Genomic DNA, 18837 nt, shown 5'->3' with positions numbered 1-18837 from the left:
TCGACAAATTTGGTCGGGCGTGTACGCACGATCTGCGCCAGGCGATCATTCAGGAAGTATCAGCGGAAGAGCCGACCACCTGTCCCGTGTTTCCTGAAATACGGGCTAAATCGATGCGGGACCTCGAACGGCAACTCACCTCCTGACGGCTGATGTTCAACCCACCAGATGGGCGCTCGTCTGCTTCCCGTGTCCGCCTAGTATCAAAAAGATCGGCTAAAGGAACTAGAACCGATGAATCTGAGATCTCTCAAACCCAACGAAATGTATTTTCCGTTAGATTATAGCTTGGGCGGCTGTTTGCCTAGGATCTCTTCGATGGCCTCGCGAAACATTCGGATGTTCTCCTTCGAATCGACCGCTGTTGAGGCTCTCGTTTCGGGGAGATTCGTCTCCTTTGCGAGTTCGATCTTTCCCTCGAGGCCCTGCTGTTCCTCCATATAGCTATAGTACTCCATCAGTTTGTCACCCTTGAAGAAATCCATAATCGCATTAATATAGGGTTCTGCTTCTTCGCCCCATTCGTCAATGGGTTTGACTGACCACTCACAGTGTTCGTCGCCCATTCCCTCACACTTTGACTCCATCGCCAGCACCGGGATTTCGGAGAAACCGCTGCACCACGCTGAAGCGTATCCGGTCAAACTCCAGCACACGGGAACGTCTGCTTCCCCGTTGTAAATGATGTGCTGTTCTGCCTCATACGAATTGTGCCAGCTCCCGTCAAAGTGGAAGATGCTTTCCTCTTTGTCGTACTCCATCTCGTGTGTTTCCACTTTGACGAGGCCTTTATCAGTGTGAATTTTCGGTCCAGCCTTCAGTAGTTCTTCAGGGGTATCGAAGTCGTAATTCTTGTCGATCGACAGGAAGTCGGAATACCCTGATTGGAATCCGAACCGAAAGAGTGTTTTTCGCGCCTCTTCGACGCCGAGAGTTTCGATCAGTTGTTGACGGAGCAGTCCCATTGATTTCGCATTGAAAATGACCATACGGTTATTCCGAAACGAGTTGACGCCAGGTTCGGCCCCGTATTGAAGGTCTGCTTTGAGATCAAAATCGTCTGATTTCATTCTAATGTGCCGTTTGGGACCCGTAGTAAAAAACTATACGCGTAACTGAGGGGTTGCGTTACGTTAGAGTATGAGCCGCCCGATTGTTCGGGTGTCTACGACCGAAACCGAACAGCTAGTGCATCCCCCGGGTGGACCGATTTGTTGTTTCCGGAGCACCGGAAGAGCTCTCGAGTAAGTGGTCCAGCTAGGTATTTAGAACCGACTTTTTCGTCACTAATATAGTTTCGAAATATAAATAACCATTTCGATAGTTCGGGATTAAAAGAAATTCAATTTCCAGACCCTTCACGAGTGGACGCAGCAGGCTGAATTACAGCCCGTCTCAACTGTGAGGCCGGGTCAATCGGAAGTAATCCGCTATTCCCGGCTAGTACTGACGGCGATAGAACGGACAGTTTGGAGGTTTCAGACCCACTTCGTTACTGTTCGATACCATTGTTTATCCCGTTGATACCGTCGCCTGCTCGGTCCACATCTTCGACGATGAACGCCGCCGATCCCGGATGATAGCACCCCGTGAGTCCGAATGCTCTGAAAACATATTTTTCTATATACTTCTATGAAAGTACTATTTATTAGTAAATCAATAAAATATGATTATTCGGGCTGGAAGGGTGGCTTCAAGCGATCGCTATCTGATACAATCCACGCCGAAATAGACAGATTTGTCACGTGAATATTGACCCAGACAGTACGTGAGCAGTACTCTCAAAAAGTGGTGCTCGATTCACCCACACGCGGGTGGCATTGGGAACCCAGCAGGCGTCGCGTTCGTCGAGCCTGAGTGACTCGTGAGTAGCCGTGAAGTGTCTACCAATCAGATGGGCGAAATAGTCCGGCAGGGTTGACCACTGCCGGTAGCAAATACTCCGAAATTTGTGTACACATACAACTCCGCAAACCGTCTACTTGCCCCAGAATGGGTCGCGCTTCCGGTGTTTGTCGAGATATCCCGTCAGCGCCTCCAGTTCGTCGGCCGGGATGTCGTCGGACAGTTCCTGTTCGAGGATCTTCGCGTGCTTCTCGGGCAGGTCGATCCACAGTTCGTCGCCCTCCTCGATCTGTCTCCCCACCGTGGGGCCGTCGATGGCGACCGAGACGCGGGTCCCCGCGCGCGCCTCCGAGACGTCCTCGCCCTGTTCCTGAATTCCCGAGAGCTGGCCGACGCGGGTCGTCTCGTTGCCCTCCCACTTCACGACGTTCTGGTTGTTCTTTAGGGTTCCCGAGAGCACCTCGACGCCGACGACGGCGGGGTCGGACTGCCGGAACACGTGGTCTTCGAGAATGCGGAAGCGACACGGGCGGACGATCTTGTCGAGGACCGTCTCCTGCTGTGCGCGCTCGATCTCGTCGACGTAGTTCTCGTACCCTTCGACGAGCTGATAGATGACGTCGTCCTCGAACAGCTTCACCTCGCTCTCGTCGAGTTCGGTCTCGGCGTTCGAGAGCACGTCGACGTTGAATCCGAGGATGACGCGGTGTTTCTCCTCGTTGGCGGTCGAGGCGACCGCGACGTCCCGCGGGGCGACGTCGCCGACCTCCGCGCGGAGGATCGGCACCTCCGCCTCCCGGAGGGCGTTCGCCATCGCCTCCAGACTCCCGAGCGTGTCGGCCTTGACGACGACGCCCTCCTCCTCGGTGGAGACCTGGATCTCCGCGAGTTCGGACTCGACCTCCTCGATGACGTCCTCGATGTCGCGGTCGCGGACGACGCGGATCGGCGCGCCGGCCATCGCGTCGTCGAGTTCGGGGGCGGCGATCTTGATCCCCGCGGCGGCGCGGACCTCATCGACTTTGTCGAAGCGCTTCTCGACCCGGATCTCCGCGTTCGGTCGGGGCTGTAGGAGCGCGCGCACCTCGGTCACGATCGGGCCGTCGATCCCGCCGACGACGATCTCGTCGTCCGCGCGGACGCTCCCGTCGTAGAGGACGACGTCGACGGTCGCGCCGAACCCGCGCTCGTCTTTGACCTCCAGCACCGTCCCCGCGCCGGGGCCCGTGACGTCGACGGCCATCTGCTCTTTCATATAGCGCTGAGAGAGCCCCATCAGGACCGCCAGGAGGTCCGGGATCCCTTCGCTCGTGATCGCCGAGAGCGGGACGACGCCGACGTTCTTCGTGAAGTTCTGGACGCGCCAGTACAGATCGGCAGAAAAGCCCTCGTCGGAGAGGTCGCCGATGATCTCATAGAGGTTCTCGTCGAGTCTGCTCCTGGCGTTCTGCGACTGCTTCTCGTAGGTCTCCTGGATCGGCCGTCCGTCGTTGGGGTTCCATCCCGGGGTGGTGTCGATCTTGTTCGCGGCGACGACGAACGGCGTGCCCGTCCGCTGGAGGATCTCCAGCGCCTCGATGGTCTGGGGCTGGAAGCCGTCGTTGACGTCGACGACGACGACCGCGATGTCGGCGAGCGCGCCGCCGCGAGAGCGGAGGGTCGTGAACGAGTGGTGGCCCGGCGTGTCGATGAACAGCAGCCCCGGGAGGTCGAAGTCGGTCGGGTCGACGAGGTCGCCCGCCATCTCCGAGACCGTCTCCAGCGGGACCGCGGTCGCGCCGATGTGCTGGGTGATCGCACCGGCCTCGCCCTCGCTCACCGCGGAGCCGCGAATCGTATCGAGCAGCGTCGTCTTGCCGTGGTCGACGTGGCCGAGAACGGCGACGATAGGTGTCCGTAGCGCGTTCGATTCGGCTGTCGAGGCGGCGTCGGCGTCGGTGTCAGACATAGAGAATCACCCCGGAGAAATTCCTTACTGTAACTCACTGCTGGACTGTAGTTAAGTCCATCGTCATCCGCGGACGAGGCCGATCACGTCGATTTCGACCCCTGGTGAGCGAGTCCCAACGTGACGCGGTTGTCACTGCCTCGCGTTCGAGGCGCTTCTAGTTTCGACCGGATTCGCCGCCCCGTGCCGCCCGTGGCGTTTATGTAACAGTACGCAGTAGCGTGGGGTATGCCGGACGAACTCGCGGAGGACCTCTCCGGGAAGGGCGTGATGGGTGCGGACGGAGCCCAACTCGGGGCGCTGTACAACGTGGAAATGAACGTCAAGACCGGGACGATCGGCGACCTGCTCGTCTCGCCGTACGAGGACGTCAATCCGAACGCACTCGGGTTCGAGACGGGGACCGACGAGGAGAACGAAACGGTCGTTCGCATCCCCGTCTCGCGCGTACAGGACGTCAAAGACTACATCGTCGTGCAACCATAACTGAAGGCGACGTCCGATGCAGGTTCTCGATTCTTCGGCGTTCATCCACGAGTACCACACCACAGACGACATTGCCTCGATCCCGATGGTCCGCGAGGAACTGGAAGGAGAGGCGTCGTACCGCTACGACGCCGATGAGGGATCCGGGATGCACGTGCACATCCCGGCCGCTGGCACCGTCGAGAAGATCCAGCGTGCGGCCCGTGAGACGGGCGATTCCGAGACGCTCTCGGAGACCGACGTCAGGCTCCTGGCGGCGGCGTTCGAACTCGACGCCACGCTCGTCACCGACGACTACGCGATGCAGAACGTCGCCGACCACGTCGAGGTCGGCGTGAAAATCATCGCCCGCGAAGGGATCTCCGAGACGCGCGAGTGGACCTTCCAGTGTCAGGGCTGCGGGCGCGAGTTCGACGAGCACCGCGACCGGTGTCCGATCTGCGGGACGGAACTGGCGCGGAAGAACCCCGCCTGAGCGCGGCACGTCGACGCAGTCTCCCGAATCTGAGCCGAGACCCCCTCACCCGACCAGCCCCGTCGTCGTCGCGTAGACGGCGACGAACTGGACGGTGTTGAACAGTCCGTGGACGACGGCCGGAACCACGAGGTTCTCGCTCTTCTCGTAGACGATTCCGAGGACGCCGCCCAGCACGAGCACCGTGCCGAGCGTCGCGAGCAGGCCGTCGCCGCTGTACGACGAGAGGTGCACCGCGGCGAAGATGGCGCTCGCGGCGGCGACGGCGATGGGCGTGCCGTAGGCACGGCGGAACTGCCCCTGGACGATGCCCCGGAAGATCAACTCCTCCGTCGGCCCGACGAGCAGGATCGTCACCGGGATCAGATACAGGAAGTAGACCGGCTGGCCGCTGCCCTCGGCGACGATGGCGCTGTCGGCACCCTGCACTCCTAGCGCGCTGAGGATCGCCGTCGCCCCGACGTAGAGCGCGAGTAGGCCGGCGAAGCCGCCGACGAGCCACTTCAGATCGCGGCGGGTCGGAGAGCGGATCGGGACGAGGTCGGTCTGATCGGTCACGACGAGGTAGCCGACGCCGGCGACGCCGAAGCCGACGAACTGGAACGCGCTCCGGAGGGCGAGCCCCAGCGCGCTCTCGCGGCTGATTCCCGCGGCGTCCAGGAGCGGGTAACCCAGCGAGACGGCGATCGATGCCACCAGCACGACGAGGAGGACGACGACGAACGCGCCGCCGATCGCGCGGAGGTGCGTTCGCGGATCGTCGAGCGGAGCCGAGTGGGCGTCCGAAGCCATTGATCGGCCCCACCTACGGGATCGGCGCGAATAGGGATACCGGTCCCGTGGCGTCGGATCGGGGTCGCCGCCGCGCCCTCGCGCCGGGACGCCTTTCATCGTCGTCGCCGTAGCGTCTCCTATGCCGACTCACTGCGACGTCTGTGACCGACCGCTCGTTCGGGTGGCGGTTCCATCGGTCCTCCGCGAGTACGCCCCCGAGAACGCCGCGGTCGTCGGGAGTTGTCCGCGTTGTCTTCGCACGTATCCGCTCGCGAGCGACGAGAGTTCGGACTTCGACGGGGAAGCGGCTCTCCCGGCGGCCGTCCCGGACGGCGAGGGCAGCGCTGCGCTGCTGCTCGCGCTGGGGCTCCTCGACTCGCTGGCGACGAACCGCGCGGCGATCCAGGCGCTCGTCGAGCACGCGGAGGCGTCGGGCGCGGACGTCTTCCTGACGCTGGATCGACTCGCCGCGGACGAATCGGTCGAGGCGCACGCCGATCTGGGGCGTCGCCGTCGACAACTTGTGTCGCTGCTCGATTCGTAACGAGTACCTGAATCGGCAGAGACAGCGGTAGAGGTCCCCCGTAAGAACAGTTCCGGACATAGCGGGGAAAAAATAAAACCCGGTAGGGGTGTACTCGTCTATATGAAGGATATTGAGGATAGTCCGATCACTCGGAACGGGAATTCGTTGATTCTCGCGTACGATCACGGTACCGAACACGGGCCGGTGGATTTCGAGCCGATGCCTGCGAGTGCGGATCCCACGCACGTGTTCGACGTCGGGCGGCACGATGCGGTGACGGCAATCGCACTACAGAAAGGCCTCGCTGAGTACTACCGGCTATGGGAGACGGAGAACGACGTCGAGGACGGGGCACCGTTACTCGTCAAGTTGAATGGCAACTCGAATCTCGCCGCACGTGAGGATTACTACTCGCCAAAGCAGTGTTCCGTGCAGTACGCCGTCGAGGAACTCGACGCTGCCGCGATCGGGTACACGATGTACGCGGGATCGATCCACGAAGACGAGATGTGGACGGATTTCCGTGAGGTGCAGGAAGCAGCGCGGGACTACGGTGTCCCGGTGGTGTTGTGGAGTTACCCGCGTGGACGGGGGATCCAGGAGAGCGAGGAGTACACTGGGCAGACGGATCCGGACGTCGTCGCGTACGGCGCTCGCCTGGGTCTCGAACTCGGCGCCGATGTGGTCAAGTGCAAGTACCCGGGGAGCCAGGAAGGGTGGCAGGCGCTCGAAGACGTCGTGGGTGAGTTGAAGACGGTGATGAGCGGCGGATCGAAACGCAGCGACGAGGCGTTCCTCGACGACGTGTCCTCGACGCTCGAAGTCGGTGGGAACGGACTTGCGGTTGGGCGAAACATCTTCCAGCGTGAAAACCCCAAACCACTGCTGGACAAGCTCGAAACCGTCATATTCGAAGACAGATCTGCTTGAGCCCGTTCGTACCGTCTGCGTCCCTCTGTTGGGTGACTCTTGGAACCAACCTTTTGCGCTGCGGACCGGCTTTGCCGGTCCTCGTCTACGGCCATCGAGACGGCTTTGCCGTCTCGCGCTGGCCAAAGCTGGATCAAAAGCACTGCGAGCCTCCCGTTGGTCGGCTCTTGGTCTCGCCTTCGGCGAGTGAACCGACGACCTGCCGGGCTCTTCGAGCCGTCACCAGAAATCTCCGAGTTCTGGTTGGCGAACGAGAGCTCCGATCTCGTTAACGCTCGGTCGCGGATTCTGGGCTCTCGGTTTGACCAATAATTGACCTATAGTAGCGTTTGCAACCGATTTCTCATCCGGTCGCACGACAGCGTGCGATCGAGTGAGTGAAGACTTGCAAACGCTACTGTATATTGAGCATCCACGAGCGAACGCAGTGAGCGAGCGGTTCACCGACGGAGCCGCCGGAGGCGGTGGAGTCGGACACTTTTTGGTCCAGCTTTTTGCAACGAGCGGTGCGCCGGAGGCGCACCCGAGTCAGCAAAAATGTGGGTGTTAGACGCCGGTGGAGTACCGCAGAATGCCGGCGATGCCGCCGAAGGCGTCGTGGAGCTGTTCGCCCTTCTCGAAGTCCGTGGAGATGAACTTCGTCTCGGTGCCGCGCTGCTCGGCGATCGACATCAGGTGGTCGATCACGTCGTCGCGGTCGACCTTCTCGGCCTCCTCGCCGCACTCGCTGCAGACGTGGTCGGGGTCGCCGTGACGGCTGTCGACGACCTCGTACTCCTCGTGGCCGTTCGGACACTCGTAGATGACGACGTCGGAGCGCAGGTCCTCCGAGAGGAGGAGGCGGTCGACCGACCCCATCATCAGGTTCTTGCGGGTCGGTTCGAACCCGTAGGTCGCCTCCTCGCCGGTGTGGAGGTTCTCGAAGAACTCCTCCATCTCGGCTTTGTCCTTCATCACCTCCTGGTCGGCGAGGACGTCCTGGGCGGCGTCGACGAGGTCGTGCAGGCCGGACTCGTCGGTGTAGGAGACGTCGAACTTCCCGACGACGAGGTCCTGGAGTTCGTGGTGGAGGTAGTCGCCGTCGAGGAACTCGTCTTTCGTCGGCGAGGGGCCGCCGACGATGATGCCGTCCATCTCGTGGCGCTTCGGGACGAACAGGTCGTCGGCCATCCCCGCGATCTCCTGATAGAAGTTGTCGATCGCCTCCAGCCGCAGGCGGGCGAACCGCTGGGCGGACTGGCCACCTTTCCGCTGCTTGCCGGGGACCAGCGACGAGGCGGACTTCACCGGCTCGACGCGCTTGCCCTTCAGCCACCCGACGTTCGCCTCGCGCCGATCGAGGACGATCAGGCCGAAGAGGCCCTTGTCGGTCAGCATGTCCTCCAGCGGCTGGGTGAGGAAGTTGGAGTCGCAGTGGTAGCGGAACGACTGGATCGGTTCGGGCGGGCTCTCCAAGGTCCGCGTCACCATCTCCGTCTGGCCGCCGCCGGAGTTGACCGCGCCAGAGAAGAGGACGATCCCGTTGTCGGGCGGGAAGGTGTCGTAGTAGCGGAGGCGGTCCTTGATCGACGTCAGCGCGTCCTGGACGTTCGTCCGGGTCTGCTTGGACTTGATGTTGGACGCCTCCGAGTGCTCCTGGGTGACGTGGGCGACCACGTCGGAGATCTGCTTGTCGGGGGGAATGTAGATGGTGACGAGCTGCGTGCCGGAACCCTCGTACTCCTTGAGTTCCTCGATGACCTTCCGGAACTCGTACTTCCGGCGGTCTTCGCTCATCCCTTCGGCGTCGGTACTCATTATGGTGTATTGGCCCGCCAGTGGGTAAGTAACCTACGACTACGACCGACATCGGTCCGTGATCTCCACCCTTTCCCCCCGATTTCCCGGACAGATTTATAACCTCGACGCGGGAGTCACGGAACGAACTATGGGCCGTGTGTACGCAGTCGTCAGTGCGAAGGGGGGTGTCGGCAAGACGACGACGGCGGCGAACCTCGCCGCCGCGCTGGCCGCAGCGGGCGAACGCGTCGCCGTCGTCGACGGCGACCTGGGGATGGCGAACCTCGCGAGCGCGCTCGGCGTCGTCGCCGGGGACGTGACGCTTCACGACGTTCTCGCCGGCGACGGCGAGGCGCAGAGCGCCTCGGGCGACCAGTCGGAATCCGCCGCCGACGTCGAGGCGGCGATCCGCGAGGGACCGCACGGGATGGCCGTCGTCCCCGGATCGCCGGACCTCGACGCGTTCTCGCGCGCGGACCCGGAGGCGATCGAGGGCGTCCTCGAGGAACTCCGGGAGAACTACGAGTACGTCGTCCTCGATACGGGCGCTGGCCTCAGCAACGACACCGTGGTCCCGCTCACCTACGTCGACGAGGTGCTTCTCGTCTCGACGCCGACGCGGGACGCGCTCGGCGACACCGACAAGACTCGACAGGTGGCCGACCGCCTCGACGTGCCCGTCGCCGGGGCCGTGATCACGCGCGCCGACCCGGAGTCGCTGGACCGCGACCGGGTCGGCGACCTGCTCGACGCGGAGATTCTCGACGTGATCCCCGACGCCGCCGTGCTCGCGGACGCCGCCGACGCGGGCGAGCCGGTGACGACGTTCGCGCCCGGAAGCGACGCCGCAACGGCGTACCGCGCGCTCGCGGGGAGTCTGACCGGACTGGAGCTCGTCGACGACGCGGCTACCGCCGTCGGCGACGCCGAAGCGGGGGACGTGAGCGGTGACGCCGAAGCCGGGGATGCGGCCGGAGACTCCGACTCGGAAGACACGGTCGACGAAACCGACTCCGAGGACACGGCCGACGCAACCGAACCGGGAGACGAGACGACTTCCGAGGCCTCCGAGGCCGAATCAGACGGCGAAGAACCCGTCCCCGAGGGGACCGCCGAAAGCGACGGCACCGACGGACCATCGGCCGGGGAAACTGCCGACCGAGCGTCCAACCCGTCGTCGTCGGCGGAGTCGCCTTCGGGTTCCGACTACTCGGACGAAGACATCGTCGTCGCCGGGTCTCACGAGGGCGATCGCCCGCCGGAGCGCGTCGAGCTATCCGAGGCGGACGCGGACGGATCCGCCTCCGACGGCGAACTCGACTCCGACGACGCCGGGGTCCAGCCGGTCGAGACCGACGACGAGGCCGGAACAGCGGTCGAAAGAGTCGCTCCCGACGCCGAGGGCGACTCGGACCCGGGGCAGTCTGAGCCGCTCGTCGAACCGGCCACCCCCGACGAGATCGACGCCGCCGAACCGCAGGCCGAGACCGATCCCGAGGGCGGAGTCTACACGACGTCACTCGAGGCGGAGATCGACGACGACGGGTCGTCGGCCGACGCAGACGACCCCGCCGAGTCGGCTCCGGAGGATTCGGAGGCCGACGCCGCAGCGACGGTCGTCGATCCGACTGACGCCGACAGCGGCGGGGACACAGCGGACGACGACGGTGTTGACACCTCGGCCGAGGAGAATCCGGACGAGTCGGGCGGCGACGGCGACTCGGCAGAGGAGGATCCGGGTGAGTCCGACGACGACGGCGACGGCAAGAAGGGGCTCTTCGGCCGGTTCTTCGGCTGATCGCCCGCGCCGAAGCGGGAGGTTCTTTTATGCGGATGTGATGAGTCGTCGATATGGCAGAGAAAGATTCGCGCGTCCCCTTCTGGTGGCTCGTCGTGTTCCTACTGTTGGCGCTCGGCGCGGGCGTCGCGACGGTGTTTCTCGTCGGCGGCTCCCTCGTCGCCGGCACCGTCGCGCCCCTCGTGCCGTTCGCGCTCTGACATTCGGACTGTCGCCGTCGGTTCCGACGGCCCGTCGCTTACATCGAATTCGGTGCTTCGATCCCGAGGACGTCGAGCGCGTTCGCGACGGTGTGCCGCGACGCCTCGACGAGCCCGAGTCGCGCTGCGGCGACCGCTTCGTCGTCGGCGTTGAGGACTGAACACTCCCGGTAGAAGGCGTTGAAGGTCTCCGCGAACTCGCGGGCGAACGTCGCGACGACGTGGGGTTCGAGGTCCGCCGCGGCCGATTCGATCACGGCCGGGAAGCGCGCGATGTCGCGGAGCAGCGCGCGCTCGGCGTCGGTATCGAGCGCCGAGACGTCGGTCGACGCCTCGATCCCCGCGGCGGCCGCCTCGCCCTCGATGCCGCGGCAGCGCGCGTGGACGTACTGGACGTACGGGGCCGACTGCGCCTCGAAGTCGAGGGCGCGCTCCCACTCGAAGGTGATCCCCTTGGTGGGCTGTTTCGAGACGATGTCGTATCGGACCGCGCCGATCCCCACCTGGCGGGCGATCCGATCGATGTCGTCCTCGCTCAGTTCGTCGTTTCGGATCCGCGATCCGAGGCGGTCTTCGACCTCCTCGCGGGCGCGCTGGATCGACTCGTCGAGCAAGTCGTCGAGGTCGACGCCGGTCCCCTCGCGGGTCGACATCCCGCCCTCTGGGAGGTTGACCCACGAGTAGAACGTCTGCCGGAGCTTCTCGGTGTCGTTGCCCAGCACGTCCAGCGCCGCTTCGAGCTGTTCGGCCTGGAGCTTGTGATCTTCGCCCAGGACCGTCACGGCCTCGTCGTAGTTCTCGAACTTCCACTCGTGATGAGCGAGGTCCCGGGTCGTATACAGCGTGGTGTCGTCAGAGCGCAGGAAGACCAGGTTCTTCTCCAGTCCGAACGCCGAGAGGTCGAGTTGCCAGGCGTCGTCCTCGTACACGGCGTGTTCCGAGTCCTTCAGCCGGGCGACCACGTCGTCGGCGTCGCCGTTGCGGATGAACTGCGTCTCCTTCACGAAGCGGTCGAACTCCGCGGGAAGCCGCTCCAGCGACGCCCGCATCCCGCCGAGCACCTGATCGACGACGACGGCGACGCGCTCGTAGGTCTCCTCGTCGCCCGCTTCGAGGCCCTGCATGATCTCGGCAATCTCCGCCTCCGCCGCCTCGACGACGTCCTCGTCTTCCGCTTCGAGGAACTCGTTGCCCTTCCGGTAGTACCGGACGAGGTCGTAGTCCGCGCGGTCGCGCTCGGGTTCTGGGAGATCGGACTCGTCGAACGTCTCGTAGGCCCACGTGAACACGGCGACCTGTCGGCCGGCGTCGTTGACGTAGTAGTGCCGCTCGACGTCGTTGCCGGCGTAGTCGAGCACGCGGGCGACGGCGTCGCCGAAGATCGGGTTTCGCGCGCGGCCGACGTGGACCGGCCCGGTCGGATTCGCGCTGGTGTGCTCGACGACGACGGACTTGCCGGTCGCGGGGAGTTCGCCGTACGTCTCCTCGCGACCGGCCGCGAGCGTGTCGGCGTAGTAGGCCTCGGAGACGTAGAAGTTGACGTACGGACCCTGCGTGTCGACTCGGTCGACGTACTCGCAGTCGTCGACGTCGATCGCGTCGGCGACGTCTCCGGCGACCGACGGCGGTGCGGCGCCCACCTCGCCGGCCAGACGGAAGGCGACGCTCGATGCGAGCGTCGCCGGCACGTCCTCCGGCGGTTCCTCGACGCCGAGGTCGTCGGTCGGCAGATCGAGCGACTCCAGCGCCGCTTCGACCGCGTCCTCGACCTCCGAACGGAAGGCTCTGAACATACTCGCCGTTCAGCAACCGCGGCTAAAGGCCTTTCCGAACGGCTTCGCCCGCCCTGGGCGTCGCGTCTGAACGCCGACCGATACCGCTATCGACGCCTTTAGGAGCCACCTCGAACAATCCTGAAACGTCACTCAGGAACGTGATCGAACGGGACCGATACCGTTCCATATCTGTTATACATCTCATAGCCGTTATGCTTAACACGCCGGCCTTCTAATTCGGGATAATGTCAGAATCGGCAGTCTCCGCCGTCGGACACGACGAGTTGGCGGCGCTGAAGTTCGTCGCCCTCGAGGGCGCGCGGTCCGGCCCCGTGAAAATCTCCTGCTCGGACCTCGCCGGCCGGCTCGACGCGTCGAACCAGACCGCATCGAGACGCCTCCAGCGACTCGAACAGGCGGGCCACGTCGACCGCGACGTCGTCGCCGACGGGCAGTGGGTCTCGCTGACCGAGTCGGGCGAGGCGGCGCTCCACCGCGAGTACGCCCACTACCGGCGCATCTTCGAGGGAACGGACCCATCGACGGTCGAACTCGACGGGACCATCACGAGCGGGATGGGCGAGGGCCGCCACTACATCTCCCTCTCGGGCTATATGGAGCAGTTTGAGGAACGACTCGGGTACGAACCGTTCCCCGGGACCCTCAACGTCGATCTCGACGAGGAGAGCGTCCGGTCGCGGGCGGCCGTCTCGTCGCTCTCGGGCGTCCCCATCGACGGCTGGGAGGACGAGGAGCGGACGTTCGGCCCGGCGACGTGTTACGCCGCGACCGTCGAGTACGACGGTGACGCCGCGGAGACGGCGCACATCATCGTCCCCGAGCGCACCCATCACGACGAGACGCAACTGGAGGTCATCGCGCCGGTTCGGCTCCGCGACGCGCTCGGCTTGGAGGACGGCGACGTCGTCACGGTCAGCGTGGAGGCGGTTCGATGACCCGGACGACGACCGACGTCGCGCCCGACGGCGCCGCAGAGGGCGACGCGGCGACCGAGGCCGAGATGGGTGCCGAGAACGCGGTCGACCGCGCGATCGCCGCGTTCCGGCGGGGCGACCCGGTTCTCGTCCACGACGCCGCCGACCGGGAGGGCGAGACGGACATCGTCTACCCGGCGGGCGCCGTCGACGCCGACGCCGTGGTCCGGCTCCGGAGCGACGCGGGCGGACTGGTCTGTACGGCCGTCTCCGACGACGTCGCGGACGCGTTCGGCCTCCCCTTCCTCGAGGACGAACTCGACCACCCGGCGGCCGCCGATCACGACCTCGCCTACGACGACCGCTCGTCGTTCTCCCTGCCCGTGAACCACCGCGAGACGTTCACCGGGATCACCGACGACGACCGCGCGCTCACGATCCGTCGCCTCGCGGCGGCCGCGTCGACGGCACGGACCCCCGACAGCGACTACGACGCCTCGGACTTCGCCGCCGACTTCCGCACGCCGGGGCACGTCCACGTCCTCCGCGGCGCACCGGACCTGCTCGCGGACCGCCGCGGCCACACCGAACTCGGCCTCGCACTCGCCGACGCCGCGGACCTCCCGCCCGCGGTCGTCGTTTGCGAAATGCTCGACGCCGAATCTGGCGGCGCTCGGACGCCGACCGCCGCGCTCGAATACGCCCGCCGGAACGACCTCGTCTACGTCGAGGGCGCGGACATCCTCGAACACCTGGGCTGATCTCGCGACGCCGAGCGACCCGTAGACGGTCGCAGACGCGCATATATGGTTTTATATTCCGTGGTGCAAACCACGGCATATGGGATTTGACGAGATGGACGTCGACACGATCTGGCAGGACGGCTCGTTCGTCGACTGGGACGACGCGACGGTTCACGTTCTCACGCACGGTCTCCACTACGGTTCGGGTATCTTCGAGGGCGTCCGCTGTTACGACACCGAGAACGGTCCGGCGATCTTCCGCTGGGAGGAACACCTCGACCGGTTCTACCAGTCGGGACAGCCCTACGATATGGAGTTGCCCTACTCGCGTGAGGAACTCACCGAGGCGACGCTCGAACTGCTCCGCCGGGAAGGGCTGGAGTCCTGTTACATCCGCCCGGTCGCGTTCTACGGCTACGGCTCGCTCGGCGTCAGTCCGAAGGACAACCCCGTCAACGTCGCGATCGCGGCGTGGCCGTGGGGCGCGTACCTCGGCGAGGAGGCGCTCGAACGCGGCGTCGAGGTGATGATCTCCTCGTGGCGCAAGCACGCCTCCAGTCAGATTCCGACGAACGCGAAGACGACCGGGCTGTACGTCAACTCGCTGCTGGCGGGCGAGGAGGCCCGTCGCAACGGCTACACCGAGGCGATCGTCCTGAACAAGGAGGGCAACGTCGCCGAGGGCCCCGGCGAGAACATCTTCCTCGTCCGCGACGGCGAGATCTACACGCCCGGCCTCTCCGAGAGCATCCTCGACGGCATCACGCGCAACAGCGTGATCGAACTCGCCCGCGAGCGCGGCTACACCGTCCACGACCGCGCCACTATCTCTCGCGGCGAACTCAACACCGCCGACGAACTGTTCTTCACCGGCACGGCCGCCGAAGTCACGCCGATCCGGAAGGTCGACAACGTCGTCATCGGCAATGGTTCGCGCGGCCCCGTCACCGAAGAGCTCCAACAGGCGTTCTTCGACCTCGTCGAGCGGCGGACCGACGCCCACGACGAGTGGTTCACGTACGTCTAGACACCCACCTTTTTCCACGGCGGGGTCCGCAGGACCCCGCCGCGCAAAAACCTGGTGGGGAAAAAGCCGCGAGGCGAGCGTATGCGAGCCTCGCAGTGCGAACGCTGAAATACCGCACCCGCACCGCGACCGCATTGCCGCTGCGCCGCGACCACACAGCACTGCACTGCTACACCGGGCCGCAGTGCCGCCAGAGCGGGGAACCGCCCTACTGCATCCTCCCGCACGGGACCACTTCGATCAGGGTCCGGTGTCGTCGACGCCGGCCGCGACCGCGGCTTCGACGCCGGTGAACGGGCTGTAGACGGCGTCCCGAACCGCCGCTCAATCTTCGGTTCGCGCGTCGATCTCGATCGGCGACGTCCGCTCCTCCTCGCCGAATCCAGCGGATAACACGCGCGTCAGCGCCTCCTCGACGCTCTCCTCGGTCTCGGTCAGATCTTCCGGTTCGACCTCCATCACGAACCCCGTCGTGATGTTCGGCGCGGTCGGCATGAACAGCACCACTCGCCCGTCCTCGGTCGTCTTCCCGGTTTTGAACGCCGTCATCCGCATCCCTTGCCACGGTTCGACCTTCACCGGCTTCTGGAGGTCGTCGGTGCCGGAGACCGCGGTCTCGACCGCGAGTTTCGAGGCGTTGTAGAGGACGCGGATGAGCGGGACGCGATTCATCGCCCCGTCGAGGTACGTCTCGAACAGTCGGCCGACCGTCGTCCGCATCAGATAGCCGATCGAGAGGACGAGCATCACGAAGACGACGACGGCGACGACGAACCCGAGCGGTTCCTCCAGTCGACGAATGACGGGCAGGTCGACGATTCTCGAGTACAGGTAGTTGAGGACGAGTAGAATGACGAGGATCGGCGTTAGCACGATTAGTCCGCTTGCGAAATCTCTCCTCCAGGAGGACATCTGTCGAGAGGTACGTCTCACTGAAGGGTTAAAGTGACTGGTATCGACGCCGGTTTCGACCGACCGGTCCGCGTCGCTCCGGTGCGACGAATCGGGGACACTTTTGTCCCCGCCGGCGGATCCGACACCTATGCTCGACCTCGTCGCCGTCGCGTTTTGGGCGATGCTTCCAGCGTACGTCCCGAACAACGCCGCAGTCCTCGCCGGCGGTGGCGCTCCCATCGACGGCGGCCGAACGATGGGCGGCCGCAGGCTCCTGGGCGACGGCAAGACGTGGCGCGGCACGGCCGTGGGGACGCTCGTCGGCGTGCTCCTCGCGCAGGGCCTGAATCTGCTCGCTCCGATCCTCTCTCGAACGATCGGCGTGGACCTCCCGACGTTTCCGCTCGCCGCGGCCGTCGGGCTCGCGCTCGGAGCGATGCTCGGCGACATCGGCGCGTCCTTCCTCAAACGACGGACGGGTCGCGAGCGCGGCGCTGCCTTCCCCGTCGTCGACCAACTCGACTTCGTCGCCGGCGCGCTCGTCTGTACCGCGCTCTTCGACCTCGCGTGGTTCACCGATATCTTCACCCTCCCGGTCGTCGGGGTCGTCGTCGTCCTCACGCCCGTGCTCCACGTCGCGACCAACGGTATCGCGTACCTCCTGGGGCTGAAAGACGAACCGTACTAGATACCCACCTTCCTGCAACGAACGGTGCACTGGGGGCACGTCCGAGTCAACAAAGAGGGGAGTTGTGTAACGCGAACAGTGGAAACACCACGTCGAACGTCGTACCGTCGGGATTTCGTTCGTCGGAGTCGTTTCGGAGCCTGGCGCGGATTCCCGGCTCGAACGTGATGGGCTCGATTTCCATCGGGCTATGCTGCTGGCCGCACGTTCGGGTTGAGGTGGAACACGTTCTCAGGATCCCACCGCGCCTTGACAGCCGCAAGCCGGTCGTACGTCTCCTCACCGAGGGCATCGCGAACGCTCGTCTCTCCTTCGTCCGGACTGGTGGCGTTGAGGTACACGCCACCGGTCGCGTGCGGTTCGAGAGCGTCGAAGAGGCCTCGGGCCCATTCGATGTGGCTCTCGTCCTCGTCGGCCTCGCGCCAGCGGGCCTGCACGACCACGAACCACTCCGCATCGCGGTGCCGATACGGGGTTGCGTCGGCCGGCTGGCGGGCGATCTCGCCTCCGAGCGCCATCATACTGACGGCTGTCTCGGGCGAGGCAATGTCGGTGGCACGGTCGCAGACGACATCGATGGCCGCTCGGCTCATCTCCGCGAGATAGTGCGTCTTCCAGTAGTTGCGCGCCCCGAGCCCGGCGGCCGCGTCGAACATCGTCTGGAACGCCGCGTACGGCTTCGGCCCGACGGCGTCGGCGACGGGTGAGCCGATCGCGCGGATCGGAGCGAGCGCTGCCTCGCCTGCGGCCACGTCACCGCCGTACATCACGGTCACTATGAGTACGAGCTGGCCGTGTACCTCCTCGGGCAGGAAGGGAGCAGGTGGTGCTTTCCGGATCCCCATCACGCACCCGATTTCGTCAGGACCGGCTCTGAGAGCCTCGGCAACTTCGGCCATCACCTCCGGAGCGTCCGCGAAGTCGTAGACGATGGGGCCCGCCAGAACGGTCGGCTCGAGGTCGTGGAGATCGAACTCGAACGCCGTCACGACGCCGAAGTTGCCCCCGCCACCGCGGAGCGCCCAGAACAGGCCGGGGTTCTCGCTCTCGCTCGCGGTGACGAACTCCCCATCGGCGGTCACCAGTTCGACCGTCCGAAGGTTGTCGATCGTCAGCCCGAGCGAGCGCGATAGATAGCCGAACCCGCCGCCCAGCGTCAGGCCGGCAATCCCGACCAGGGAGATGAAGCCACCGGGAAGGACGAGCCCGTGGGCCTGGGTTTCGACGTCCACGTCGTGGAGGAGTGCACCGGGCTCGACCCATGCCCGTTTAGTCTCGGGATCGACGCGAACCGACTTCATCGCCGAGCAGTCGATCATTAGCCCGCCGTCCGTGACGGCGTGGCCAGCCACGTGGTGTCCACCGCCGCGGATGGAAATTTCGAGGTGCTGTTTCCGAGCGAACTGGACCGCGGCCACCACGTCGGCCGCCCCGAGCGGACGGACGACGACCGCCGGGTGCCTGTCGGTCATCGCGTTCCACACGGACCGGGCCTCGTCGTATCCCTCGTCAGTCGGGGATAGTACGTCACCCCTGAATCCAGTCGTGAGGGCGTCGATCTCGTCGTCAGCCAACGGTTGGTTTGCTGTTATAGCCATTTTCTACCCCGAATAACGGCTATTTGACACTTTCTCCGTCTGTCTCCGTTCCATCGACACCCGGCGGTTTTCTACATCGCGGCGTATCGCTTCCCGGTGTTCGTCCCAGGAACCGTACTTGGGAACGGGGGTCGCTCCGACAGGCACCGTGTTCTTACTCTGTCCACTGATTGTTGACATACGTTTTCCTCATCTACCTGAAGGCGTCGCTGGGTATTGACGATGCTGAGCGATACGATTTCACGTACTGAAATTCGGTCATCCGTCGCGTTTCCCTCGTCTGATCCTACCCGCCCCCGAGGTGGGTTCGAACCCAATCCGCCTGTCGTAGGCTATCGATCAGTACCGACGTCGGCCACCAGCATCCGATACACGCGGTCAGTTCTGGTTGCGGCGTGCTAGCGGCCCGGTTCCCC

Annotated in this window: 17 protein-coding genes; 10 read left to right on the top strand and 7 right to left on the bottom strand. The window is 64.6% G+C overall.

What is annotated here, in order from left to right; translation table 11 throughout:
- Window positions 1-281: 281 nt before the first annotated feature.
- Both NO360_RS05225 and infB read right to left on the bottom strand, forming a co-directional pair.
- Complete coding sequence (locus NO360_RS05225) at window positions 282-1070, bottom strand: XylR N-terminal domain-containing protein (RefSeq protein WP_256306484.1); 789 nt, start codon at window positions 1068-1070, stop codon at window positions 282-284.
- Window positions 1071-1978: 908 nt separating this feature from the next.
- Window positions 1979-3793 (bottom strand): translation initiation factor IF-2, encoded by a 1815-nt coding sequence (infB, locus tag NO360_RS05220; RefSeq protein ID WP_256306483.1) that lies wholly within the window; start codon window positions 3791-3793, stop codon window positions 1979-1981.
- A gap of 228 nt (window positions 3794-4021) precedes the next feature.
- Between infB and NO360_RS05215 the strand changes: the two genes are divergently transcribed.
- Both NO360_RS05215 and NO360_RS05210 read left to right on the top strand, forming a co-directional pair.
- On the top strand, window positions 4022-4279 hold the full coding sequence (locus NO360_RS05215) for a PRC-barrel domain-containing protein (protein ID WP_256306482.1): 258 nt from the start codon (window positions 4022-4024) through the stop codon (window positions 4277-4279).
- Between the two features lie 16 nt (window positions 4280-4295).
- Complete coding sequence (locus NO360_RS05210; protein ID WP_256306480.1) at window positions 4296-4754, top strand: NOB1 family endonuclease; 459 nt, start codon at window positions 4296-4298, stop codon at window positions 4752-4754.
- 45 nt (window positions 4755-4799) lie between these two features.
- Here NO360_RS05210 and NO360_RS05205 read toward each other — a convergent pair whose 3' ends face one another.
- Window positions 4800-5546 (bottom strand): CPBP family intramembrane glutamic endopeptidase, encoded by a 747-nt coding sequence (locus tag NO360_RS05205; RefSeq protein ID WP_256306478.1) that lies wholly within the window; start codon window positions 5544-5546, stop codon window positions 4800-4802.
- A 121-nt stretch (window positions 5547-5667) separates the two neighbouring features.
- Between NO360_RS05205 and NO360_RS05200 the strand changes: the two genes are divergently transcribed.
- On the top strand, window positions 5668-6072 hold the full coding sequence (locus NO360_RS05200; protein ID WP_256306476.1) for a DUF6276 family protein: 405 nt from the start codon (window positions 5668-5670) through the stop codon (window positions 6070-6072).
- A gap of 102 nt (window positions 6073-6174) precedes the next feature.
- The gene (locus tag NO360_RS05195) at window positions 6175-6984 is read left to right on the top strand and encodes a class I fructose-bisphosphate aldolase (protein ID WP_256306475.1); all 810 of its coding nucleotides are present in this window, start codon (window positions 6175-6177) and stop codon (window positions 6982-6984) included.
- Window positions 6985-7530: 546 nt separating this feature from the next.
- On the opposite strand, the gene prf1 is transcribed toward NO360_RS05195, so the two are convergent.
- Window positions 7531-8781: a peptide chain release factor aRF-1 gene (prf1, locus tag NO360_RS05190; RefSeq protein WP_256306473.1), complete on the bottom strand. Its 1251-nt coding sequence runs from the start codon at window positions 8779-8781 to the stop codon at window positions 7531-7533.
- A gap of 130 nt (window positions 8782-8911) precedes the next feature.
- Between prf1 and NO360_RS05185 the strand changes: the two genes are divergently transcribed.
- The gene (locus NO360_RS05185; protein WP_256306472.1) at window positions 8912-10561 is read left to right on the top strand and encodes a nucleotide-binding protein; all 1650 of its coding nucleotides are present in this window, start codon (window positions 8912-8914) and stop codon (window positions 10559-10561) included.
- A gap of 53 nt (window positions 10562-10614) precedes the next feature.
- Window positions 10615-10761: a hypothetical protein gene (locus NO360_RS05180; protein WP_256306471.1), complete on the top strand. Its 147-nt coding sequence runs from the start codon at window positions 10615-10617 to the stop codon at window positions 10759-10761.
- 38 nt (window positions 10762-10799) lie between these two features.
- On the opposite strand, the gene argS is transcribed toward NO360_RS05180, so the two are convergent.
- On the bottom strand, window positions 10800-12554 hold the full coding sequence (argS, locus tag NO360_RS05175; RefSeq protein ID WP_256306470.1) for an arginine--tRNA ligase: 1755 nt from the start codon (window positions 12552-12554) through the stop codon (window positions 10800-10802).
- A 227-nt stretch (window positions 12555-12781) separates the two neighbouring features.
- On the opposite strand from argS, the gene NO360_RS05170 reads away from it, so the two are divergent.
- The 3 genes from NO360_RS05170 (at window position 12782) to NO360_RS05160 (ending at window position 15241) form a co-directional block, all read left to right on the top strand.
- Window positions 12782-13492: a CTP-dependent riboflavin kinase gene (locus tag NO360_RS05170; protein ID WP_256306469.1), complete on the top strand. Its 711-nt coding sequence runs from the start codon at window positions 12782-12784 to the stop codon at window positions 13490-13492.
- On the top strand, window positions 13489-14232 hold the full coding sequence (gene ribB, locus NO360_RS05165; protein WP_390281981.1) for a 3,4-dihydroxy-2-butanone-4-phosphate synthase: 744 nt from the start codon (window positions 13489-13491) through the stop codon (window positions 14230-14232). Before NO360_RS05170 ends, ribB begins: the two co-directional genes overlap by 4 nt.
- A 79-nt stretch (window positions 14233-14311) precedes the next feature.
- Entirely contained in the window at window positions 14312-15241 is a 930-nt protein-coding gene (locus NO360_RS05160) for a branched-chain amino acid transaminase (protein ID WP_256306468.1), read from the top strand.
- A 324-nt stretch (window positions 15242-15565) separates the two neighbouring features.
- On the opposite strand, the gene NO360_RS05155 is transcribed toward NO360_RS05160, so the two are convergent.
- Complete coding sequence (locus tag NO360_RS05155) at window positions 15566-16153, bottom strand: DUF502 domain-containing protein (RefSeq protein ID WP_256306467.1); 588 nt, start codon at window positions 16151-16153, stop codon at window positions 15566-15568.
- A gap of 130 nt (window positions 16154-16283) precedes the next feature.
- Between NO360_RS05155 and NO360_RS05150 the strand changes: the two genes are divergently transcribed.
- On the top strand, window positions 16284-16823 hold the full coding sequence (locus NO360_RS05150) for a CDP-2,3-bis-(O-geranylgeranyl)-sn-glycerol synthase (RefSeq protein WP_256306466.1): 540 nt from the start codon (window positions 16284-16286) through the stop codon (window positions 16821-16823).
- 188 nt (window positions 16824-17011) lie between these two features.
- On the opposite strand, the gene NO360_RS05145 is transcribed toward NO360_RS05150, so the two are convergent.
- Entirely contained in the window at window positions 17012-18421 is a 1410-nt protein-coding gene (locus NO360_RS05145; protein ID WP_256306464.1) for an FAD-binding oxidoreductase, read from the bottom strand.
- Between the last annotated feature and the right edge of the window lie 416 nt (window positions 18422-18837).

This window comes from Halobellus litoreus (assembly GCF_024464595.1).
GTDB lineage: Archaea > Halobacteriota > Halobacteria > Halobacteriales > Haloferacaceae > Haloquadratum > Haloquadratum litoreum.
Note: the sequence above shows the minus strand (reverse complement) of the source record. Positions and strands in the feature narration are given on the sequence as shown.